Source organism: Gilliamella sp. Gris1-4 (assembly GCF_001690335.1).
Taxonomy (GTDB): Bacteria; Pseudomonadota; Gammaproteobacteria; order Enterobacterales; family Orbaceae; genus Gilliamella; species Gilliamella apicola_P.
On record NZ_LZHA01000081.1, the window covers coordinates 1 to 22632 of the forward strand.

At 34.0% G+C, this 22632-nt stretch carries 18 protein-coding genes, 1 CRISPR repeat array and 2 riboswitches; of the genes, 7 read left to right on the top strand and 11 right to left on the bottom strand.

The window, feature by feature from the left end; genetic code table 11:
* From A9G31_RS11470 to A9G31_RS09910, 4 genes are all read left to right on the top strand, one after another.
* A partial coding sequence (locus A9G31_RS11470) for a hypothetical protein (RefSeq protein ID WP_176700388.1) occupies positions 1–218 on the top strand: 218 nt, incomplete at its 5' end.
* A gap of 403 nt (positions 219–621) precedes the next feature.
* Positions 622–1009: a CRISPR direct-repeat array (repeat unit 28 nt; unit sequence TTTCTAAACTGCCTACACGGCAGTGAAC).
* Between the two features lie 360 nt (positions 1010–1369).
* Positions 1370–2935 carry a type I restriction-modification system subunit M gene (locus tag A9G31_RS09900; RefSeq protein WP_218056449.1) on the top strand — a complete coding sequence of 522 codons (1566 nt, stop codon included), beginning with the start codon at positions 1370–1372 and terminating at the stop codon, positions 2933–2935.
* Entirely contained in the window at positions 2932–4086 is a 1155-nt protein-coding gene (locus tag A9G31_RS09905; protein ID WP_065561496.1) for a restriction endonuclease subunit S, read from the top strand. Before A9G31_RS09900 ends, A9G31_RS09905 begins: the two co-directional genes overlap by 4 nt.
* 68 nt (positions 4087–4154) lie before the next feature.
* Positions 4155–7256: a type I restriction endonuclease subunit R gene (locus tag A9G31_RS09910; protein WP_065561497.1), complete on the top strand. Its 3102-nt coding sequence runs from the start codon at positions 4155–4157 to the stop codon at positions 7254–7256.
* Between the two features lie 85 nt (positions 7257–7341).
* Here the strand turns inward: A9G31_RS09910 and A9G31_RS09915 are convergent, their stop codons facing one another.
* Entirely contained in the window at positions 7342–8046 is a 705-nt protein-coding gene (locus tag A9G31_RS09915) for a GntR family transcriptional regulator (RefSeq protein WP_065561498.1), read from the bottom strand.
* Positions 8047–8220: 174 nt separating this feature from the next.
* Between A9G31_RS09915 and A9G31_RS09920 the strand changes: the two genes are divergently transcribed.
* Together A9G31_RS09920 and A9G31_RS09925 are read left to right on the top strand one after the other, a co-directional pair.
* Complete coding sequence (locus A9G31_RS09920) at positions 8221–10092, top strand: beta-glucoside-specific PTS transporter subunit IIABC (protein ID WP_065561499.1); 1872 nt, start codon at positions 8221–8223, stop codon at positions 10090–10092.
* 13 nt (positions 10093–10105) lie between these two features.
* On the top strand, positions 10106–11542 hold the full coding sequence (locus A9G31_RS09925; protein ID WP_065561500.1) for a 6-phospho-beta-glucosidase: 1437 nt from the start codon (positions 10106–10108) through the stop codon (positions 11540–11542).
* 78 nt (positions 11543–11620) lie between these two features.
* On the opposite strand, the gene dinB is transcribed toward A9G31_RS09925, so the two are convergent.
* The 10 genes from dinB to coaA all read right to left on the bottom strand — a co-directional run bounded on the left by dinB (position 11621) and on the right by coaA (position 21931).
* Positions 11621–12676, bottom strand: a complete 1056-nt coding sequence (dinB, locus tag A9G31_RS09930; protein ID WP_065561501.1) for a DNA polymerase IV — start codon at positions 12674–12676, stop codon at positions 11621–11623.
* An 82-nt stretch (positions 12677–12758) separates the two neighbouring features.
* On the bottom strand, positions 12759–14465 hold the full coding sequence (gene cptA, locus A9G31_RS09935; RefSeq protein ID WP_065561502.1) for a phosphoethanolamine transferase CptA: 1707 nt from the start codon (positions 14463–14465) through the stop codon (positions 12759–12761).
* Positions 14466–14582: 117 nt separating this feature from the next.
* A complete protein-coding gene (gene thiQ / locus A9G31_RS09940) occupies positions 14583–15293 on the bottom strand; it encodes a thiamine ABC transporter ATP-binding protein ThiQ (RefSeq protein ID WP_065561503.1) in 711 nt (236 codons plus the stop codon).
* The gene (gene thiP / locus A9G31_RS09945) at positions 15271–16848 is read right to left on the bottom strand and encodes a thiamine/thiamine pyrophosphate ABC transporter permease (protein WP_065561504.1); all 1578 of its coding nucleotides are present in this window, start codon (positions 16846–16848) and stop codon (positions 15271–15273) included. The genes thiQ and thiP overlap by 23 nt, the downstream gene beginning before the upstream one ends.
* Before the next feature lie 14 nt (positions 16849–16862).
* A complete protein-coding gene (gene thiB / locus A9G31_RS09950) occupies positions 16863–17858 on the bottom strand; it encodes a thiamine ABC transporter substrate binding subunit (protein WP_065561531.1) in 996 nt (331 codons plus the stop codon).
* A 41-nt stretch (positions 17859–17899) separates the two neighbouring features.
* A riboswitch (TPP riboswitch) is annotated at positions 17900–18008 on the bottom strand.
* A gap of 446 nt (positions 18009–18454) precedes the next feature.
* The gene (locus A9G31_RS09955; protein WP_065561505.1) at positions 18455–19135 is read right to left on the bottom strand and encodes a 7-cyano-7-deazaguanine/7-aminomethyl-7-deazaguanine transporter; all 681 of its coding nucleotides are present in this window, start codon (positions 19133–19135) and stop codon (positions 18455–18457) included.
* A 46-nt stretch (positions 19136–19181) separates the two neighbouring features.
* A complete protein-coding gene (queC, locus tag A9G31_RS09960) occupies positions 19182–19838 on the bottom strand; it encodes a 7-cyano-7-deazaguanine synthase QueC (RefSeq protein WP_065561506.1) in 657 nt (218 codons plus the stop codon).
* 27 nt (positions 19839–19865) lie between these two features.
* Positions 19866–20339, bottom strand: a complete 474-nt coding sequence (queF, locus tag A9G31_RS09965) for a preQ(1) synthase (RefSeq protein ID WP_065561507.1) — start codon at positions 20337–20339, stop codon at positions 19866–19868.
* A 3-nt stretch (positions 20340–20342) separates the two neighbouring features.
* Positions 20343–20387: riboswitch (PreQ1 riboswitch) on the bottom strand.
* Positions 20388–20546: 159 nt separating this feature from the next.
* The gene (locus tag A9G31_RS09970) at positions 20547–20978 is read right to left on the bottom strand and encodes a DUF1090 domain-containing protein (protein ID WP_065561508.1); all 432 of its coding nucleotides are present in this window, start codon (positions 20976–20978) and stop codon (positions 20547–20549) included.
* A gap of 17 nt (positions 20979–20995) precedes the next feature.
* Entirely contained in the window at positions 20996–21931 is a 936-nt protein-coding gene (gene coaA / locus A9G31_RS09975) for a type I pantothenate kinase (protein WP_065561532.1), read from the bottom strand.
* A gap of 170 nt (positions 21932–22101) precedes the next feature.
* Here coaA and yihI point away from each other — a divergent pair, with 170 nt between their 5' ends.
* Complete coding sequence (yihI, locus tag A9G31_RS09980) at positions 22102–22602, top strand: Der GTPase-activating protein YihI (protein WP_065561509.1); 501 nt, start codon at positions 22102–22104, stop codon at positions 22600–22602.
* Positions 22603–22632: the final 30 nt, after the last annotated feature.

Here is a 22632-nt window from a genome sequence, read left to right on the forward strand (position 1 = left end):
TGTTGCCTGTTGCCTGTTGCCTGTTGCCTGTTGCCTGTTGCCTGTTGCCTGTTGCCTGTTGCCTGTTGCCTGTTGCCTGTTGCCTGTTGCCTGTTGCCTGTTGCCTGTTGCCTGTTGCCAAACATGGTAATGCATTTTTATTTCCTTGTCAAGTATTTTACTGTTTTTTCTCGATTTTTATATCCGTTCGCTTTATTTTTGAGCGATTCATTGCTTGAATAATCTTAAAAATTATAACTTGATGATAAATAATACGCCACTTTTTTTGTTAATTTATTGTAAAGAATTGTTAGGGGTGTGGGGTGCGTTGCTTTGTTTTTTTGTTGATGCATAAAGTGGGTTGGGTCCGGTGGTTTCGGACGTTTGGGCTTTGGGTGATAAAAATAGCTATTGTGGTCACGTCCGATTTAGGGGATTTTTTGCGAAATTCCCTAAAAACCCCTCGCAAGGCTGCAATATGAGGCCTTCGGCACTACTCGTATCATCCTGATGCTCGCCCTCTACGAGGTCACCTTCGCTGTGCTCAGATGTTCAAATTTGTTCCAGACAAATTTGTCTGACGCAGAAATAAGGCAGATAAAATAGCCCATTGTTTTTTATAATATCTGATTAATTTTATTTTTTAATTACTGCCTACACGGCAGTGAACACTAGTTCAGCTTGATAATTTTGAGTGCGTGATTTCTAAACTGCCTACACGGCAGTGAACAGTAACACCAACAGTGTAAAGGAGAATGGCGATTTCTAAACTGCCTACACGGCAGTGAACGATGGACGTTTACGTGGTACGTTGCAATTTATTTTCTAAACTGCCTACACGGCAGTGAACTTTTTACTTCACCTGCCATCAATGCCAAATACTTTCTAAACTGCCTACACGGCAGTGAACGTTTCGACTTTAACCGCTGATCCAGATTCAATTTTCTAAACTGCCTACACGGCAGTGAACGCCTAATAAGCTATCATAAAAAATGGCTTTATTTTCTAAACTGCCTACACGGCAGTGAACTAGAAGCTAATATACTATCAACATAGTATGTAAAAAGGCAAATAGGTATTTAGGTTTTAAAAACCCTTTTTTTAGAGATAAATTTAATTTATTGATTTTATTAACTTTTAAAATATAGCTAAAAAAAGGGTTTTGTTTTTAGATTTTGTTGCTTTGTTATTTTTTAAGATTTTCCAGCCTTAAAGTTCAAAATACCCATTGGCTGAGTTTTTAATAAACACCCCAGATGGAAAAATAACAACAAATCAGCTATGCTATAACACCTATAAAAGGTAGCTATAAAATGACTAATATGAAAGTAAAAATCAGTTACTTTCTAATTAGGCAGCACCTATTTTTTATTTAGGAAATTTGAAAAATATGACATCTAGTAACGCTAAATCAATTACCGAAACGCAACAACGCGATCAACTACAACGACAAATTTGGAAAATTGCCGACGAAGTCCGTGGTGCTGTCGATGGTTGGGATTTTAAACAGTATGTACTTGGTTCTTTGTTTTATCGCTTTATTAGTGAGAATTTTGCCAATTATATTGAAGGTGGCGATGAGAGTATCGATTACAGCACATTATCCGACGATGTCATTAACGATGAAGTTAAAAAAGACGCAATAAAAACCAAAGGCTATTTTATTTATCCTAGCCAATTATTTTGTAAAATTGTAGCTGAAGCTAATACCAATCCAAGTTTAAATACTGACTTGGCAAATATTTTTAATGCGATTGAAAGCTCAGCCATTGGTTACCCTTCAGAAAGCGATATTAAAGGATTATTTGCCGATTTTGATACTACCAGTAACCGATTAGGTAATACTGTTGCAGATAAAAACAAACGGTTAGCCGCAGTACTTAATGGTGTAGCCGAACTGGATTTTGGTGATTTTGCAGACAATAAAATCGATCTGTTTGGCGATGCTTATGAGTATTTGATTTCTAATTATGCCTCGAATGCTGGTAAATCAGGAGGCGAGTTTTTTACGCCACCGAATGTGTCCAAGCTGATCTCGCAATTAGCCTTACATAATCAAAAAAAGGTCAATAAAATCTATGATCCAGCGGCAGGATCAGGTTCTTTATTGTTACAAGCGAAAAAGCAGTTTGAGGATCATATTATTGAGGATGGATTCTTCGGTCAAGAAATCAACCATACTACCTATAACCTTGCTCGTATGAATATGTTTTTACATAATATCAATTACAATAAATTCGAGATCGCACTAGGTGACACGCTAATTAACCCACATTTTGGTGATGAAAAGCCATTTGATGCAATCGTTTCTAATCCACCTTATTCAATTAAATGGATTGGTAGTGATGATCCAACCTTAATCAATGATGACCGATACGCACCTGCCGGTGTACTGGCACCAAAATCGAAAGCCGATTTTGCCTTTATTATGCATGCACTAAGTTACCTGTCCGAGTGTGGGCGAGCGGCAATTGTTACCTTTCCGGGGATATTTTATCGTGGTGGTGCGGAACAAAAAATTCGCAAATATTTGGTCGATAATGATTTTGTCGAAACTGTAATCTCGCTCGCACCAAACTTATTTTATGGCACATCGATTGCGGTTAATATTTTAGTACTTGCCAAAAATAAAACCGTTAAAACAACACAATTTATTGATGCTAGCAAACTGTTTAAAAAAGAGACCAATAATAATGTGCTCACTGATGAACATATTCAAGAAATTATGCAAGTATTTGCTAGCAAGCAAGATATCGAATATTTTGCTAAATCAGTTGATAATCAAACCATTGCGCAAAATGACTATAATCTATCAGTCAGTTCGTATGTTGAAGCCGAAGATACCCGTGAAGTGATTGATATCACCCAGCTTAATGCTGAAATAAAAGATACCGTAGCTAAAATTGATAGCTTACGATCCCAAATTGACGCAATTGTGGCGGAGATTGAGGGATGATTAAGAGTTGCAATATAACTGAGTTGCTGAAAGGTGTTGAGGTTGAGTGGAAGACTTTGGGGGAAGTAGCAGAAATAGCAAACAATACAAGAAAACCAGTAAAAGCGTCTTTACGTATTCGAGGTCAAATACCATATTATGGTGCAAATAATATTCAAGATTATGTTGAAGGTTACACTCATAATGGTGAGTATGTATTAATAGCTGAAGATGGTTCTGCAAATCTTAAAAATTATTCAATCCAGTGGGCAACGGGAAAATTTTGGGCAAACAACCACGTCCACATTGTCCAAGGCAAGCCTGAATTAGATAATAGATTTTTATATCATTATTTACGCAATATGAATTTTATTCCATATTTAACTGGCGGTGATAGAGCAAAATTAACAAAATCGAATTTGATTGAAATTACAATCCCCATCCCCTCTCTACACGTTCAAACTGCAATAGTCTGTATTTTGGACACATTCACAGCCCTCACAGCAGAGCTCACAGCAGAGCTCACAGCAGAGCTTACTGCACGAAAAAAACAATACAACTATTATCGTGATAAATTGTTGACCTTTAAAGAGAATGAGGTTGAGTGGAAAACATTAGGGGAAGTTGCTCATTATTCAAACACTCGTATTAGCTTTGATAAGCTTAATGAAAAAAATTATGTAGGTGTTGATAATTTATTACAAAATCGAGCAGGAAAAACTGATTCAAACCATGTGCCTAAAGAAGGAAATTTTACAGAATATCTTACCAATGATATTTTGATTGGAAATATTCGTCCTTATTTAAAAAAAATTTGGCAAGCAGAATATTTTGGAGGAACTAATGGCGATGTTCTAGTCATTCGTCCCAAAAACGATCTATTATTTCACAGATATTTATACCATGTCTTAGCGAATGATAATTTTTTTGAATACAATATGCAACATGCCAAAGGCGCAAAAATGCCACGAGGAAATAAAGAAGCTATTCTTAAATATCACTTACCCATTCCCCCACTCAAGGAACAAGCTCGTATTGTCGAAATTTTAGACAAATTCGATACTCTAACAAATTCCATTACAGAGGGTTTACCGCGTGAAATTGAATTACGACAAAAACAATATGAATATTATCGGAATTTGTTATTGGATTTTCCTAAGGCAGAACAATAAATAACAGACAAATTACAGCGAACTAAATAGTAGAATAAAATTACAATATTAAACATTTGGAATAGACTATGACGACTTATACAAAACCCATCGCCGAAACAAATAGCTATATTATTTTAGATAACTACAACAAACTTGAAGAATCAGCAGCTGTTTATCAAACTGAAACGGATTTAGAAAATGAATTTATTCATGATTTAGCTCGACAAGGCTATGAATACTTACCGAATTTAAATACGCATGAAAAGTTATTAGCCAATATTCGCGAGCAATTGCAAACACTAAACAAAATGCAATTTACCGATGATGAATGGCGACGTTTTGTATTAGAGTATTTGGATAAACCCAATGAATCTATGATCGATAAAAGTCGCAAAATCCACCACGATCATATTTACGATTTTGTTTTTGATGACGGCCATATTCAAAATATCAAGTTGTTAGATAAAAAAGAGGTTACTAATAATAAATTACAAGTTATCCATCAATTTCAGCAAACAGGTAATTATGCAAATCGTTATGATGTGACGATTTTAGTTAATGGCTTGCCGCTTGTTCAAGTTGAACTAAAAAAGCGTGGTATTGCTATTCGTGAAGCCTTTAATCAAGTGCATCGCTATAGTAAAGAGAGCTTTAATCAAGACAATTCACTATTTAAATATTTACAACTGTTTGTTATATCAAATGGTACCGATACACGTTATTTTGCTAACACGACTAAACGTGACAAAAATAGCTTTGATTTTACAATGAATTGGGCGAATGTTAAAAACGAGCCGATAAAAGATCTAAAAGACTTTACCGCCACCTTTTTTGCCAGTCGAACGCTGTTAAATGTGTTATTGACTTATTCGGTGCTTGATGTGAATGACACATTGTTAATTATGCGCCCTTACCAAATCGCCGCCACCGAGCGTATATTATGGAAAATCATTAGCGCTTATCATGCCAAAAAGTGGAGTAGCTTACAAAGTGGTGGTTTTATTTGGCACACAACAGGTTCTGGTAAGACACTAACCAGTTTCAAAACGGCACGCCTTGCAACCGAACTAGAATTTATTGATAAAGTTTTTTTTGTGGTGGATCGTAAAGATCTGGATTATCAAACCATGAAAGAGTATCAAAAATTTTCAAAAGATAGTGTGAATGGCTCAAATAGTACCGCAGGGCTTAAGCGCAATATTGAGAAAACCGATAATAAAATTATTGTTACTACCATTCAAAAACTTAATAACTTGATCAAAAGCGACGATAACTTAGCGATCTATGATAAGCACGTTGTATTTATTTTTGACGAAGCGCACCGCTCCCAGTTTGGCGAAGCTCAAAAAAACTTAAAGCGTAAATTTAAAAAATATTACCAATTTGGTTTTACTGGTACGCCGATTATGCATACTAACGCAATCGGAACGCAAACTACAGCGGATGTTTTTGGTCGTGAACTGCACGCTTATGTATTAACCGATGCAATTCGTGACGAAAAGGTACTAAAATTTAAAGTTGACTATAATGATGTGCGTCCTAATTTTAAATCGATAGAGCAAGAACAAAATCTCGAAAAACTCAGCGCTGCTGAAAATAAAAAAGCATTGCTCCACCCAAACCGTATTGAGCAAATCACACAATATATTCTGAATAATTTTAAACAAAAAACCCACCGATTAATGGGCAAAAGTAAAGGGTTCAATGCCATGTTTGCAGTGAGTAGTGTCGATGCGGCTAAACTCTATTATGAATCATTCAAAAAATTACAAGAAGGTGCAAATCAGCCGTTAAAAATAGCCACGATATTTTCTTATTCTGCTAATGAAGAACAAGATGCACAAGGTAATTTTGCCGATGAAAGTTTTGAAATTGATGCCTTAAATCAGAGTGCTAAAGAGTTTTTAGCTTCTGCGATATCAGATTATAATCAGATGTTTAAAACTAACTTTGATGTCAGTAGCGATCAATTTCAAAACTATTATCGTGATTTGTCTTTAAAAGTAAAAAATCAAGAAGTCGATCTATTAATTGTCGTTGGTATGTTCCTTACTGGCTTTGATGCCCCAACACTTAATACCTTATTTGTTGACAAAAACCTGAGGTATCATGGGTTAATTCAAGCCTTTTCACGCACCAATCGTATCTATAATGCCACCAAAACCTTTGGTAATATTGTGGCGTTTCGTGATTTAGAACAAGCGACCATTGATGCAATAATAACATTTGGTAAAAGTAATACTCATGAAGTAGTGTTAGAAAAAAGCTTTAAGGATTACATGGAAGGGTTTACTGATAAAGATTCAGGTAATTTCCACAATGGCTATCTAGCCATCGTTGCCGAGTTACAAGAAAAGTTCCCACGCCCTGATGAAATTATCAAAGAAAAAGATAAAAAAGAGTTTGTTAAATTATTTGGTGAGTACTTACGTGCTGACAATATATTACAAAATTATGATGAATTTGTTGCATTAAAGGATTTCCAACAATTAGATGTGACCGATACGCAGGCAGTTTTAGCGTTTAAAAATAAGCATTATGTGACTGATGAAGATCTGCAAAAAATGCAAGCCGTTAAACTACCGACTGACCGCACAATTCAAAATTATCGTTCAACTTATAATGATATTCGTGATTGGCTACTCCGAGAAAAAGAAGCCAATCAACAAGATCAGCAAAGATTTGACTGGGATGATGTGGTTTTCGAAATTGATCTATTAAAATCGCAAGAGATCAATTTGGATTATATTCTTGAGTTAATTTATGAACAAAATAAACAAGAAAAAACCAAACAGGACATTGTCGAAGATGCTAAGCGATTAATTCGATCAAGCTTAGAAAATCGAGCTAAAGAAGAGCTAGTTGTTGAGTTTATAAAACAAACTGATCTTGATGCTATTCCAGATAAAGCCTCGATTATTGATGCGTTTTTCTTGTATGCACAGCAAGAGTTACAGGTAGAGCTTAATTTCTTAATTGAAGAGGAAAATTTAAATGAAGCGGCAACAAAACGCTATATTGCATCATCATTAAAGCGAAAATATGCAACCGAAAACGGCACAGAGTTGAACGAGATTTTACCAAAAATGAGTCCGCTGAATCCCCAATATTTAATTAAAAAGAACCGAGTCTTTGAAAAGATCGCCGCATTGGTTGAAAAGTTTAAGGGTGTTGGTGGTGAAATTTAATTGTTAACAGTTAAATTTGCTAATAATTAAAGGAAGATGAATGATCGATTCCTTATTCATCTTCCTAATAATTCATCATTCAAACTTACTTTGAGTGATTTTGTATACAAAATCTTGCATTTTCGTAATGATAAATGATTTTTGAAAAATCAAAAGGTTCACCTGATGAGGTGTAAAATATTTCTTCAACACAAAGTGCAGGTTCGCCAGGTTGCAGTCCTAAATAGGGAGCCATTTCTTCATCAAGTTTTATTACCTGTAAATATTTATCAGAAAAACCAATATTAATATTATAATTTTCCTGAATGTAATTAAAAATTGAGTTTTCTACAATTTCTTTATTTAAATAACAAATTAACTTTTTACGGTAATATGACTGTTCTAGGCCATATAATTTATCTTCAACATAGCGCAATCTTTTAACAAAATAGACTTCTTCGTTATCATCGCATTGTAGATTTTCTTTAACTTTTGCACTGGGCTTGATGATATCAACATTAAGTACTGTCGAAGAACCATAAACATCTTCTAGATCGACAGTAAAACCATGACTTTGCAAAAAATTGAGATAGCCTCTTTTTTTACGTTCACGAACAAAAATACCACTACCTTGCACTTGATAAATAACGCCCTGCCGCTCAAGACAATTAAGCGCTTTAACAATTGTACTACGACTGACCTGATATTGATTAATTAACCCGTCAATATTAGCAAGCTGAGTGCCTTTGGACAGTTGTTTTTGATAAATCATCTGTTTGATTTTTTTTGCAACATCCTGATATTTAACCATTTTTATATCTTTTTATTTAATGAAAATTTAAACATTATTTTATACAAGTTATTTTAACTTTTAAATTAAATGATGTAAAAGTAGATCAAGATCACAAACAATATAATTGTTAATTAACAATTTTTAAATTGTCTATAAAATAATCTTACTGAATTGCTTTTAAGGAGTTTATGGATGTCATCAAAAATTAGAGATTATAACAAGCTAGCTGTTGATATTTTAAATGAGTTAGGTGGTGAGAAAAATATTGTGACCGTTTCTCGCTGTGCAACGCGTCTTCGTCTTGTTACCCAGCATACACCTGATCACGCAAAAGAGAATATCGCTAAATTGCCAGGCGTAATTACCGTTGTTGAAAAAGGCGGTCAAATCCAAGTGGTTATTGGTACGCATGTTGATAAAGTCTATAACGCTTTTACTCAACTGATTAATACTGATAATAAAGTAACCAATAACGATAAAGCGAATATTTTAAATCGTGTTATTGCAACGATGTCAGCTGTTTTTGCGCCGTTTGTTTATGTTTTAGCCGCTTCGGGGATTTTACAAGGGATCTTAATTTTAATTAAATTAGGCTTTCCTAAAGTGGAATCAACTAGCACTTATAAAATTTTTGACTTTATTTCTTGGGCACCTTTTTTCTTTCTTCCAATTTTTATTGCTATTACTGCTTCACAACATTTTCGTTGTAATATTTACATTGCGGTGGCTTGTTGTGCCGCATTACTTTCTCCCACTTGGACTAAATTGGCAGAATTAATCAAAGAAGGGGCAGAAATCGATTTATTTGGTATTGTATTATCAGAAACGCTTTATAACTCAACCGTACTGCCGCCACTTTTTTTGGTGTGGTTACTGTCGTATTTAGAGCGATTTTTGGAACCACGATTACATAGTATTATCAAACCTCTTTTAATGCCTTTAATCTGTTTAGTGATTATGGTGCCATCAACTCTCATTGCTATAGGACCAATAACTGCAAACGCAGCTCACTATATTGCCAATGGTTATAATTGGGTAGTTAATCTTGCGCCTTACATTGCGGGTGGGTTGATTGGTGCTGTATGGCAAGTATTGGTTATTTTTGGTGTACATTGGGGAATAACACCTGTCATCACCGAAAATATCAATCAATATGGGCAAGATTCTTTCCAAGCATTCCAAACTATTGCCGTAATTGGTCAAGTGGGGGCTGCACTAGGTTTTTATATAAAAACTAAAACACAAGAGATGAAAGGTGTTTCATTATCTGCATTTATCACTGGTTTATTTGGTATCACTGAACCCGCTATTTATGGTGTAAATTTACGCTTTAAAAAGCCATTTATTTATGGATGTATCTGCGCATCTTTAGGTGGTATTGTTGCTGGATTCTTTACACCTTATTACTATACTTATGCGGCACTACCAGGCCCACTAACCATTGTCAATGCCATTAAACCCGATAATATGAGTTCGTTTTTTGGTGTAGCAATTGGTTCAGCAATTGCATTAATTGGACCTGTAATTTTAATCCAAATATTTGGCACAGGTGAAACAAAACAAGATATAGCTAACACTAAAGATGATACACCAAAAATATTACTAGATGAGGTTGAAATTACAAGCCCAATGACAGGTAAAGCATTACCGCTAAGCGAAGTGCCAGACCCTGCTTTTGCGCAAAAATTGATGGGAGAAGGAATTGCTATTGAACCAACGGATAACCACGTTTATGCACCTTTTGATGGCGAAGTCACAGCCGTGTTTGAAAGTTCTAAACATGCTATTGGTTTAACATTAGATAACGGTGTTGAGTTATTAATTCATGTGGGGATTGATACCGTTAATTTAACTAATAATGAGTTTGAATATCACATTGAATTGAATCAAAAAGTGAAAAAAGGAGATTTGCTAATTAGCTTTAATCCTGATGCTATTAAACAAGCTGGTTATCCATTAATTACGCCAATTATTATTGTTAACACCGATCAATACCAATTAATTTCATTAACCGATAAAACTGACGTAACGATTAATGATATCATATTTAAAATTAAGCAATAACAAGGAATCAAAAATGACAAAAAAACCATTTTTATGGGGCGGTGCTTTAGCCGCTCACCAATTTGAAGGCGGTTGGAACGAAGGCGGTAAAGGCCCAAGCGTTGTTGATGTCATGACGGCAGGCGCACATGGTGTACCAAGACAAATCACGCAAGATATTGAAGCGGGTAAATTTTATCCAAACCATACAGCAATTGATTTTTATCATCATTATAAAGAAGATATTAAGCTTTTTGCTGAATTAGGCCTTAAATGTTTACGCACTTCGATTGCTTGGACACGAATTTTTCCAAAAGGTGATGAGCTTGAACCAAATGAAGAAGGTCTACGTTTTTATGATGATGTTTTTGATGAATTAATTGCTAATGGAATTGAGCCTGTCATTACCTTATCGCATTTTGAAATACCTTTACATATTGCTCGCCATTATGGTGGTTTTAGAAACCGTAAAACAGTTGAATTTTTTGAGCGCTTTGTCATTACTTGCTTTGAACGTTATAAACATAAAGTAAAATATTGGATGACGTTTAATGAAATCAATAACCAAATGGATACCAGCAATCCAATCTTCTTTTGGACAAATTCTGGTGTGCAAGTCAAATCATGCGAAAATCGACAAGAAGTTCTTTACCAAGTTGCTCACTATGAGCTATTGGCCAGTGCGAAAGCAGTGATTGCCGGTAAAAAAATCAATCCTGATTTTCAAATCGGTTGTATGATTTCACATGTGCCAATTTATCCATTTTCATGCAATCCTGAAGATATGATGGCATCAGAAATTGCAATGCACCAAAGATTCTTCTTCCCTGATGTTCATGTTCGTGGCTATTATCCAGCTTATGCCTTAAAAGAGTTTGAGCGAGAAGGCTATAAACTTGATATTACTGACGAAGACTTAGCCTGCTTGAAAAAAGGCACTGTTGATTACATTGGTTTTAGCTATTACATGTCTACTGTTGTGAAAGCTGATGCCAAAAATGATAATCGTGACAACATAGTTAACGGTGCACTACCTAATGCGGTTGAAAATCCTTATATAAAAAGCAGCGATTGGGGTTGGCCAATTGATCCTGAAGGTTTACGTTATACACTTAATCGTCTGTATGATCGATATCAATTACCGCTATTTATTGTCGAAAATGGTTTTGGTGCAATTGATGAACTCGAAAACGGTAATCAAATACACGATAAACCACGTATTGAATACTTAGGTGCCCATATTAAAGCCATGCAAACCGCTATGGATTATGATGGTGTTGATGTAATGGGTTACACTGCTTGGGGAATTATTGATGTTGTATCATTCACTACTGGCGAAATGAAAAAACGTTATGGCGTAATTTATGTTGACCGTGATAATGAAGGTAACGGTAGTATGAAACGCTATAAAAAAGACTCTTTTGAATGGTACAAAAAAGTCATTAGTACTAATGGTGCAAGTTTGAAATAATCATTATTAGCTAGCTATCATTTGTTATGAGGATGTTTGAAGGTTTTGCCTGCATCCTCATTTTTATGGTTAAAAGGGCTAAAACTGAAAAATCAACTGCTTTTCAACTTGCGGATCGATTAACGTTACATGAAAACCAATTAACCGAACTCCACGCCCATTACGCCGTTCTAACCAAACTTTATGCGCTTGCTCAATTAAATCAGTTTTATCCAATTTAGACCAAACATGTTCTTGTGTAGTTAGCTGAAAATCGTCAAACTTAAATTTTACGCCTTGCCGAGCAATCGATAAATCAGCACGAACTTTGCTTAACCGTTTTTCCATTTCATCAAATAATGGATCGAACTGCAATAAACACTCTTCCCAACTATGAATATCATCAGTTAAAGTACGCTCTACCCCTACCGATTTACGTTGCCTGTCATTACACACTTCACGATCATCAATACCTTGACATCGCTCATATAGTATTCTTCCAAATTTACCGAATTGGGTAATTAATTTAGTTACATCATAATTAACAATATCATTGCATGTAAATAGTCCCAATTGGGCTAATTTTTTTTCCGTGACCTTACCCACACCTGGGATTTTTTTTAACGGTAGCTGCTCTATAAAACTATCAACGTTATCTGGTGTTATTACATATTGGCCATTAGGTTTATTCATATCAGAGGCTATTTTGGCAAGAAACTTAAGTGGAGCAACACCTGCCGATGCAGTTAACTCAAGTTCCTTGTAAATTGCCTGACGGATATCTTGAGCAATTAAAGTCGCTGAACCATAACAAAGTTTGCAATCAGTTACATCAAGGTAAGCTTCGTCGAGTGATAAAGCCTCAATAGATTCAGTATATCGTTTAAATATTTGGTGGATCTGTTTGGAGACTTCTTTATAAACTGCATGCCTACCTGCTATAATTTTAAGGTTAGGACAAAGTTTTATGGCTTGAGCCATTGACATAGCACTGTGTATACCATACTGACGAGCTAAATAATTGGCAGTCGCAACCACGCCACGCTTACGAGGATCCCCCCCTACCGCAATAGGCATATTGCGATAACGGGGATTGTCTCTCATTTCGACGGCGGCATAAAAACAATCCATATCGACATGAATAATTTTTCGCATAAAGGGTTTCACAATACTCAAATATAACTGTATAAATATACAATATTATACCTTAAATATTTGTGTAAACAACCTAAGGGAATTACTTAGTTAATTTATCAAAATCAATTAGACCATTCTTATCATAAGGATCGCCAATCCAACGAATCGATTCATGAAAATTAGGATTAACAATACTTTTTTCAGGAACATATAAGTTATAACTTAACCCTGCTAAATCAGACCAAGTATGAATCAAATCTTGAGTACTAAATTTTCGATCTACATAAGCTTGATAGTTATTAGGATGCGTTGCCACCCATGTTGGCGATTGCCAAAGCATAAATGGCACAGTATACATAGTTTTAGTTGGTGCCTTCTCGTTTCGCCCTAACACATTATGCGGTGGCGTTTGATAAACATCTTCACCATGATCTGAAAAATATAACATAAAACCATTTTCTTTACTGTTTTTGAAGATATTAAACAGTGTTGTTGTGACATAATCGTTATAACTTATTGCATTATCATAACTATTATATACATTTACTTTATCGTCATCGAGAAGATATGGAATACTTTCCTTATCTTTAAAAAGGTCATACTTACCGTCTTTTGGATAGCGGAACTCGTATTTCATATGCGTACCAAGCAGATGGATAACAATAAATTTCTTTTCAGCGTTGTCAGCTAGCACTTTTTTGAAAGGATCAAATACCGATTCATCATATTGTCTTGAACTTTGATTACGATCGTTATTCATATAAAACTGTTCATCGGCTTGTTTAGAAAACATAGTCAACATAGTATTACGCTTGGTCATGGTCTGCTGGTTAGTGATCCAAAATGTTTTATACCCTGCTTGCTTCATAAGATTTATTAATGAAGGAGTTTTAAGGTATAAATCGGGATGCTTCTCATCAGCAAAAGTTAACGCTTGTTGCAAAATTTCGATAGTATAAGGTCTTGATGAAACCACATCGTTAAATACAACAAAATCAGCATTATCTTTTTTAAACTGCTCAATTTGAGGTGTGGTATTTCGCCCATAACCATAAATACTCATCCTATTACGTGTTGTTGATTCACCAATGACTAACACCAACGTCCTAGGCGTATTACCGTTAGCATCTTTTAAATTTTCAACAGGAGGTAAAGTGTCTAAATGATTTAAAATATCTTCCATATTTTTAAGTTGAGATCGATAAGCTAAATAGCTATTAATAAGTTGCCATGGCACAGTTGTTTCCATACGCGTTAGTAAATGAGTTCCGGCTTTTTCAATAGATGATTTTTTTATTATCACACTAATAAACACAGGCATTATGGCATAAATAGCTATTAATAGTGATACAATCCATTTAGTAGAAGTTTTAATATAAACAGGTCTGACTTTGCTCCAAAGATAAACACCCACTAAACTATAAATAATCAATACCACAACTAATTTAATACTAAAATACTGCTGAACAAATTCGCTCGATTCACTATAATTTGATTCTGCCATAACAAAAAATACACTTTGCGAAAATTCTTGTCGATAAATCACAAAATAACCGACTGAAACCAAAGACAAAAAGCCGATAATAAGACCAAATATAGTCGCAATCTTTCTTGTATAATTAGGAAAAATCAAAACAGGAATAAGCCAAATCAAACTATAGATAATTGAATCGCGAAGTCCAATTGCATTGGAATGCCCCGAAAGAAAAATATATAACTGTAATGCACTAGAAAAATAAGTAAAAAATAAAATATTAAAGATAAGTGCTGACCAGCTAAATTTGTTGGTTGCTTTTATGTTTAGCATAGATATTTAATTTGCTTTGTTATTGATCATAAATTGCAATATATGCTTGGTAGATTAATAAAACCTTAAGCTTTAAATATCTAAATTTAAATATATAAATTATTAAATACTAACCTATTAATTTTTGGAGACATTTAAACCCAATATCTTTGCAATGTGATTATTTTCAGGTTGGTTTAATTGGTTTGGTAAACCATAAAAAACGATCTGTCCATTATCCACCACCAAACAACGAGAAAAATAACTAAGCGAATCATTAAGATTGTGTGAGACCATCATTAATGTCAAATCGAGCTCATCGCAAATTTGATCAACTAATGCTAACATCTCAAAGCGTAATGCTTGATCGAGAGCTGAAAATGGCTCATCTAACAATAAAATAGGTCGGCGTTGAATTAAACAACGAGCTAACGCAACACGTTGACTCTGACCACCTGAAAGGTGTTCAGGATAACGATTATTAAAACCAGTTAAACCAACTTTAGCTAACATATCATCTATTGTTTGGCGCTCCGATATATTTAATTTTGAACAAGGATTTATACCTAAACCAATATTTTGTTCAACATTTAAATGATCAAATAAATTATTATGTTGGAATAAAATTGAAACGGGACGCTTTCCTGGTTGAGTGTGAGTCATATTGTGATGATTAAGTAAAATTTGCCCAGAGTTTGGTGAAATAAACCCAGCAATCAAGCTTAACAATGAGCTTTTACCTGCACCACTTGGCCCAACAATAACCACCTTTTCTTTTGCAGTAATTTTGATATCAAAATGCATTTTAAAATTATCATATTGATAATTAATTTGATTCAGTTCGATCATAATCTATCACAACCAGTAAACTAAAAGATAATATTAGCAATAATGCAGCAGTTACAGCACTTTCATTATAATGATAATACGATATTTGCTCATATAAATAATAAGGTAACGTTGTGACTGACTGTCCACCAAATAACGCAATAATACCAAAATCACCCAATGATAATATTGCTGAAAAGGCAAAACTTTGGATAATTAACTTTTTTAGTGCTTTATATTCAATTAAATAAAAATGCCAAAAACCAGTAATATTAAGTGACTGGCTTAATTGCCAATAGCGTGATGTAACATCATACATTGGTGCAGCAAGATTTTTTAATATAAATGGCAGTGCCATTAAACTATTACAAAGCATTGTCAAAACACAAACAAAGACAGAACTATAAGCGTATGGAAATAACAATAAAAACAGACCTGACGCTAGCACCATGCTTGGAATAATTAAAATCAGCGATCCAATTAACATTAATCGATTACTCCAATTTATTTGCCGATAAATCAATAATCGGCTATTTGTATAAAGTAATAATAAAGATAGTAGCATTGCAATGCTGGCTGATCCAAAAGCAATTAATAACGAAAACATAACTGCACGTTGAAAGGCTACCGAAAAAAATGACCACTGAAAAAAATAAATGCCTTTTATTAATATAGTTATAATGGGTAGCAAAATAAATAATGCACCAATAACAATAATAACAATACTCGACAAAACTAAGCAAAACGAAGCTGGTAAACGATAATGTTTCTTAACATAGCGAGTGTTAAATTTATAGCTATAATTAAACTTTTGCATTAATCCCATAAAAAAAACACAACAAAGCAACTGCAAACACGCTAAAAGCACGGCTTGAATCAAATCAAATTCACGGATAGATTGATAAATAGCAACTTCAAGTGTGGTATATTTAGGCCCTCCTCCAAGTGCCAATACAATAGCAAAGCTAGAAAAACAAAGCATAAAGATGAGCGATGCCATAGGTAGCAATTGTCGACGCAATAGTGGCCATTCCACCAATTTAAAATAAGTAAAACTCGAAAAATTTAATTGAGCAGCTAATTGTTTGTGCTCGACTGGTACACTATTTAAGGTTTGATAAAACAAGCAACAAGCATAAGGGAAATTAAGAAATATATGAGCCAATAAAATACCTTTTAAACCATAAATGGATATCACAAAAGGCAAACCTAAATAATGACAAAACGACGCTAATAAACCATGTTGCCCATAAACGGATAATAACCCCGTTACCACAACCAACGTAGGAAAAATAAAGGTGATAGGCATAATGCGTAGCAATAGATTTTTACCCCAAAAATTGACTATCGATAGGGCTTTAGCCATCAATATTGCCAATAACACAGATAGCAATGTTGATAACGTTGCTTGAAATATTGTTATCCAAATAACATGTAATAAATAACTATCAAAATAAACAGTTAAATTGTTAGACTCAAAAGCAACCAAACATAGCGCAAATAAAGCTGTACCTAATACAACTAAGATCAAGCTTGCCGTGCTAATGCCAGGAATTAACGTTCTTAATTTCAACATTATACTGAATAAGACTACTTGCTAATGGTGGATTTCCATTCACGCACCCAGCTCTTTTGATTATTTTTAACTTGCTTAGCATCAAACTCGAGTGCTTTATTGACAGGTTTAATTTGCTGAAAAGCTTCAGGCAACGTTATATTAATAATTGGATACATGAAATTTTTTTCAGCAAATTGACGTTGTACATTAGGCGTTAATAAATATTGTAAAAAAGCACGTGCCAATTCGGGATGCTGACTATACTTAGTAATACCCGCAACTTCGACTTGGCGATAATGCCCTTCGTCAAAAATAGCAGCAGCATAACGATGATCATTATCATTCATAATATGTGCAACTGGCGAAGTGCTATAACTAAGCACAAAATCAGCTTCGCCTTTTAAAAATAGGCCATAAGCTTCACCCCAACCTTTGGTCACTGTCACTGTATTTTTTGCTATTTTCTGCCATGCAGATGCTGCATCATCACCATATATATTTTTCACCCAAAATAATAAACCTAATCCAGGAGTGCTGGTCCGTGGGTCCTCATAGATAATTTTCCAGTTGGCTTTATTATCAACTAACTCATGCATACTATGTGGTGGATTACTGATTTTTTGTTGATCATAAATAAAAGCGAAATAACCAAAATCATAAGGCATAAAATCACTATCCCACCAGTCGGTATTTAAATTATCTGGTTTAGTGATTTGATGAGGTATAACTATTTTGGCTTGTTTGGCTTGTTCTAAAAGATTATTGTCTAACCCTAAGATCACATCGGCATTGGTTTTATTACCTTCAAGGCGCATTCGATTTAAAACTGCCACCCCATCACCTAATGTAACAATCTCAAGTTCACAGTTACACTGTGCTTCAAACCCTTTCTCAATTGCTTTTCCTGGTCCCCATTCTGAAATAAAGGAATTATAACTATAAACAGTTAAGGTTGGTTTTACGTTGGCAGAATTTGCCATAAAAGGTACCGAAAATACCAAAGATAATAATAATTTTTTACAAAACATTTTGCCTCCAAAAATAGCAAATAAAAGACAAAAGGTTTGAGCAAGTGCAATAACTCAAATCCCTCCGCTGGCATGATCCAGTTCAGGTTCGGCGGGTTATGTTATCCTATCTAACATTCTCAGCCCTTTAGGGCACCCCGTTGAGAACATTAAGTAGTGTAGAGGTTAGCATAAGGATTGTAAACAACGGATGCGAAAAATTCCAATCCCCCCTTCAAAGATGATTTAAATTATCTTTTTGATTTTATGACATGTTCTTGTTTTTTTGCCATAAAATAAAAAATCGTTCTACCGTTCTAAATGCTCAAAAACAAACCGAGATAAATGCAACCAAACCTATCCATAACTAAATTAAAATACGCAGTTAATAAAATATTCGGACACCGAATAAATGACAAATAATAACTATTAAATGTTATAAAAAGAGGCTATTTTATGGAATGTACCCTTATATCAAAACAACAAAAAATTCAATAAAATCAATATGGTATCGGACGGTTTTTATGTTTTTTTTGTATTGAACATAAAACTCATTTAAAATAATTAATGAGTTTTATGTTTGTTAAGATAATTAAATAAAAGATTGATTATAATAATTAGTTACTTTTAGGCATTGCAACTAACTTTTTTAGGATAAAATTGAGAATGACTCCATAAAGTGGCAAAAAGAATAATCCGCAAATTAGAATTTTAAAACTATAGTCCATTAACGAAATTTCGATCCAATGATTTGCCATAAATTCATCGTTACTTTGATAAAATGCGATAGCAAAAAAGACAATAGTATCAATACCATTACCAAATATTGCTGATGCTGTTGGGGCAACCCACCATGATCTGTTTTTTCTTAAATAGTTAAAAACAGTAATATCCATTAGTTGTCCAACTAAATAAGCGGCAAAACTAGCCAATGCAATTCGAAATACGAAGCTATTAAATTCCGTCAATGCTGATAATCCAACCCAATGGGTTTCAAAAAATAGTACCGAAATCAGGTATGAAAATAACAATGCAGGAATCATTACCACAAAAATGATTTTTCTGGCTAAACTAGCACCATAAATTCGAATAGTCAGATCAGTAGTTAAAAAGATAAACGGAAAAGTGAATGCCCCCCAAGTTGTTTGAAAACCAAAAATTTCGAATGGAATTTGGACTAAATAATTGCTTGAAGCAATAACCAATATGTGAAAAAAAGCCAACCAGTAAAGCGCTTTTTGCTTTTGTTTACGGGTAAAACTTTTTTCTATCGATTCTGAATGAACATTTAAGTACATCTTTTTTCCTTTTTAATGGGGTGAGAGAACCCAATGATGAATGAATTTATTTAGCTTGAGCCATATATTCTTGTAGGCCCTTATTGCGCAATAAACAACTTGGACACTTACCACATCCCCCTTCAACACCGTAATAACAGGTGTGGGTATGTTTTTGAACATAATCAAGATAACCTAGTTTATCAGCCATTTCCCACGTTTGCGCTTTAGTCAAATACATCAGTGGCGTGATGAGATTAAACGCATAGTCCATGGCTAAATTCATTGATACATTCATTGATTTAATAAAGACATCACGGCAATCTGGATAACCACTAAAATCGGTTTCACAAACTCCAATAATAATGTCAGAAATTCCTTGTTGCTTAGCATGACAGCCAGCCAAAAGTAAAAAAAGCATATTACGCCCATCAACGAAGGTATTGGGGTAATCGCCATCTTGAGCGGCTTTAATTTCTTGAGCGTCATCAATCAACGCATTATTTGTAGTTTGTTTGATAACTGAAGTATCAATGACGGTTTGTTTAATACCAAGATCATCAGCAATCCATTTAGCTTTTTCAAGCTCTATTGCGTGACGTTGACCATAGTGAAAACTGATTGCCTGAACGTTTTCACGTCCATAATCAGCAATGGCTTGCAGTAAGCAAGTGGTTGAGTCTTGCCCACCAGAAAATATAACTAGTGCTTTACGAGTTTGCATTAACTGTTCCTGTTTGGATAGATTAGATTAGCGATTATCCACTTTTTCTGGATACATGTCGTGATTGGCTAATCGATTAGCCGCAACTTGTTCCCAATGAGTATCCGATTTGCCATAATTGGCATAAGGATCAATCGAAATGCCACCTCGCGGAGTGAATTTTCCCCAGACTTCGATATATTTAGGATCCATTAATTTAATCAGATCTTTCATAATGATATTAATGCAATCTTCATGGTAATCGCCATGATTACGAAAGCTGAACAGATAAAGTTTTAACGATTTACTTTCGACCATTTTAATATTGGGCACGTACGAAATATAAATTGTCGCAAAATCAGGTTGCCCTGTGATAGGACAAAGACTAGTAAATTCTGGGCAATTAAATTTAACAAAATAATCGTTATTCGGATGTTTATTATCGAACGTTTCGAGTATTTCAGGACAATAGGTTGTTGGATAGCGAACAGACTGATCGCCTAGTAGTGTAATTTTACTCATTATTTTTCCTTAGTTTTTTAGCGTGGGAGGTTCACGAACCACGTAACAAGGCGCACACCATACTCTTTTTGCTTAAAAAAGTCTAGTATAGCAAGATGGTTATACAAAATATAAAACTAACACCATCAACAATAGCCATCGATGGTGTTAATGATAAAAATGTTGTTAGAAAGTAAGAAAACTGGAAAATAGTCTAATTATTATAGCTTACTTTGATCCCAATTCTTTATAAAAATCAGATAATTTAGTTTTAGCTTCATCAAGTTCCATTTTGGCATCAGATAATTTTGTTTGTTGTTTGATAATTTTCTGTTTATTACCTTTTGCTCTTGCTTGTTCTAATTCTTTAGTCCTTTCAGCCACTTTATTTGATTTTTCATTAATCTTTTTTTTGTATTTGGCTTCTAAATCATCATTTGAACAATGCTCATTTACTTCGCGTAATGCTTTTTCAAGCCCTTGGATTTGATGAGAATTATTATTTTTTTTAGCATAATCAATCTGTTTTTCAATGGACTGTTTTTTGCTTTCACACGTTAGTCCCTCTGATTGGCCATTTGAGGCATAAGCACCAAATGAAAATGAAATAGCCAAAGTAATAATACTTAATTTACAGAATAACCAACTTACTGATTTCATATAAATTTTCCTTAAGTTTATTTTCTTAATTGAACACAATTGACTTTATGATCTTTACCTTTAGTTAGAATAAGGTTCGCTCGTTCTTTTGTAGGTAAAATATTTTCAACTAAATTTAATTCATTAATTTCTCGCCAAATACGGTTAGCAATATTTGTAGCTTCATGTTCTGGAAGTTTTGAGTAGTGATTAAAATAAGAGTTAGGATCGCTAAATGCACCCTCCCTAAATTTTAAAAACCGATTTACATACCAATCATGTAATAATGACATATCAGCATCAACATAAATTGAAAAATCGACATAATCCGAAACAAAAACTCGGTTATTCGCTTGTGGATAATTCAGTGTACTTTGCAGTACATTCAAACCTTCAAGAATCAAAATGTCAGGACTATCAATAACGATTTCTTCATCTTCGACAATATCATAAACTAAATGAGAATAAACTGGTGCTTTAACTTGTGCCTGTCCTGATTTTATATCAGCAACAAAATTAAGCAATTTTTTTATATCGTAAGACTGAGGAAACCCTTTTTTATTCATTATTCCACGTTCTTCAAGGCATCTATTTGGATATAAAAAACCATCGGTTGTTACCAAAGCTACTTTGCGATGTTCAGGCCTACGGGTTAATAGTGCTTGTAGCACTCTGGCGGTAGTACTTTTACCTACAGCAACACTGCCTGCAATGCCAATAATGTAAGGTGTCTTTTGACTTTTACCTAAGAATTTAGATAAGACAGCTTGCCGATTAAAATTATTGCTGATGTAATAATTAAGTAATCTAGATAAAGGTAAATAAATTTCACTCACTTCATCCATGGATAAATCTTCATTAATACCTTGTAACGAAACTAATTCATCTGCTGTTAAAGTCATTGGTACAGTATTACGTAAGCTAGCCCATTCTTGACGATTAAATTTCAGATAAGGGCTTAAGTGATTTTTCATTTTATATTGTTCTCTAATTCGGTCTAACAAATTTATTTGGCTCAGATTATACATAAATTTCTTTTTTTACAATCTTAAATTAGCCTGACGTCTTCATCATAGCTATATTTTGGACTTACTGATAAAATACGTTTGTAAAATGATTAACCCTAATATTAGACAGAGATTTTATGTTAAAAAATAAATCAAAACAGAAAGCTAAAAAAAGCCGTCAAGAGATTAATGAAGAATCTCGGGAACTGAAACGTAAACGCAAACACAAAGGTTTACCAAGTGGATCTCGCTTTAATAAGCTAGATAATAATAAAAATAAAAATTCGACAAAAACAACCAAAGATCCAAGAGTGGGTAGCAAAAAACCTATTTCTTTAATTATTGAAGATTCTAACAATATAGAAAAACCTGTTAAACAATCTAAACCAATTAAAACGATTTTATCGCCACAACAAGAATTAGAACAGTTAGAAAACGATCCAAAATTAGATATGTTACTTGATCTAGTCGAGCAAAATGTCAAACTCACTAAAGATCAACAAATTTATCTTGATAGCAAATTGAATCGTATCGATGAACTGATGCAAGAGCTTGGTTATACTGATGACGACTTTGATGATTTTGAAGAATTAGACGAAAAGAAAGAAGATATTGTTAGTTTATTAAAACGAAACTAATGATAGTAAAATATAATCGGCAATCGTGAT

Bases quoted from the DNA above. Each gene is read 5' to 3' on its own strand.
- A9G31_RS09900 (WP_218056449.1), top strand. From the start codon at position 1,370: ATGACATCTAGTAACGCTAAATCAATTACCGAAACGCAACAACGCGAT.
- A9G31_RS09905 (WP_065561496.1), top strand. From the start codon at position 2,932: ATGATTAAGAGTTGCAATATAACTGAGTTGCTGAAAGGTGTTGAGGTT.
- A9G31_RS09910 (WP_065561497.1), top strand. From the start codon at position 4,155: ATGACGACTTATACAAAACCCATCGCCGAAACAAATAGCTATATTATT.
- A9G31_RS09915 (WP_065561498.1), bottom strand. From the start codon at position 8,046: ATGGTTAAATATCAGGATGTTGCAAAAAAAATCAAACAGATGATTTAT.
- A9G31_RS09920 (WP_065561499.1), top strand. From the start codon at position 8,221: ATGTCATCAAAAATTAGAGATTATAACAAGCTAGCTGTTGATATTTTA.
- A9G31_RS09925 (WP_065561500.1), top strand. From the start codon at position 10,106: ATGACAAAAAAACCATTTTTATGGGGCGGTGCTTTAGCCGCTCACCAA.
- dinB (WP_065561501.1), bottom strand. From the start codon at position 12,676: ATGCGAAAAATTATTCATGTCGATATGGATTGTTTTTATGCCGCCGTC.
- cptA (WP_065561502.1), bottom strand. From the start codon at position 14,465: ATGCTAAACATAAAAGCAACCAACAAATTTAGCTGGTCAGCACTTATC.
- thiQ (WP_065561503.1), bottom strand. From the start codon at position 15,293: ATGATCGAACTGAATCAAATTAATTATCAATATGATAATTTTAAAATG.
- thiP (WP_065561504.1), bottom strand. From the start codon at position 16,848: ATGTTGAAATTAAGAACGTTAATTCCTGGCATTAGCACGGCAAGCTTG.
- thiB (WP_065561531.1), bottom strand. From the start codon at position 17,858: ATGTTTTGTAAAAAATTATTATTATCTTTGGTATTTTCGGTACCTTTT.
- A9G31_RS09955 (WP_065561505.1), bottom strand. From the start codon at position 19,135: ATGTACTTAAATGTTCATTCAGAATCGATAGAAAAAAGTTTTACCCGT.
- queC (WP_065561506.1), bottom strand. From the start codon at position 19,838: ATGCAAACTCGTAAAGCACTAGTTATATTTTCTGGTGGGCAAGACTCA.
- queF (WP_065561507.1), bottom strand. From the start codon at position 20,339: ATGAGTAAAATTACACTACTAGGCGATCAGTCTGTTCGCTATCCAACA.
- A9G31_RS09970 (WP_065561508.1), bottom strand. From the start codon at position 20,978: ATGAAATCAGTAAGTTGGTTATTCTGTAAATTAAGTATTATTACTTTG.
- coaA (WP_065561532.1), bottom strand. From the start codon at position 21,931: ATGAAAAATCACTTAAGCCCTTATCTGAAATTTAATCGTCAAGAATGG.
- yihI (WP_065561509.1), top strand. From the start codon at position 22,102: ATGTTAAAAAATAAATCAAAACAGAAAGCTAAAAAAAGCCGTCAAGAG.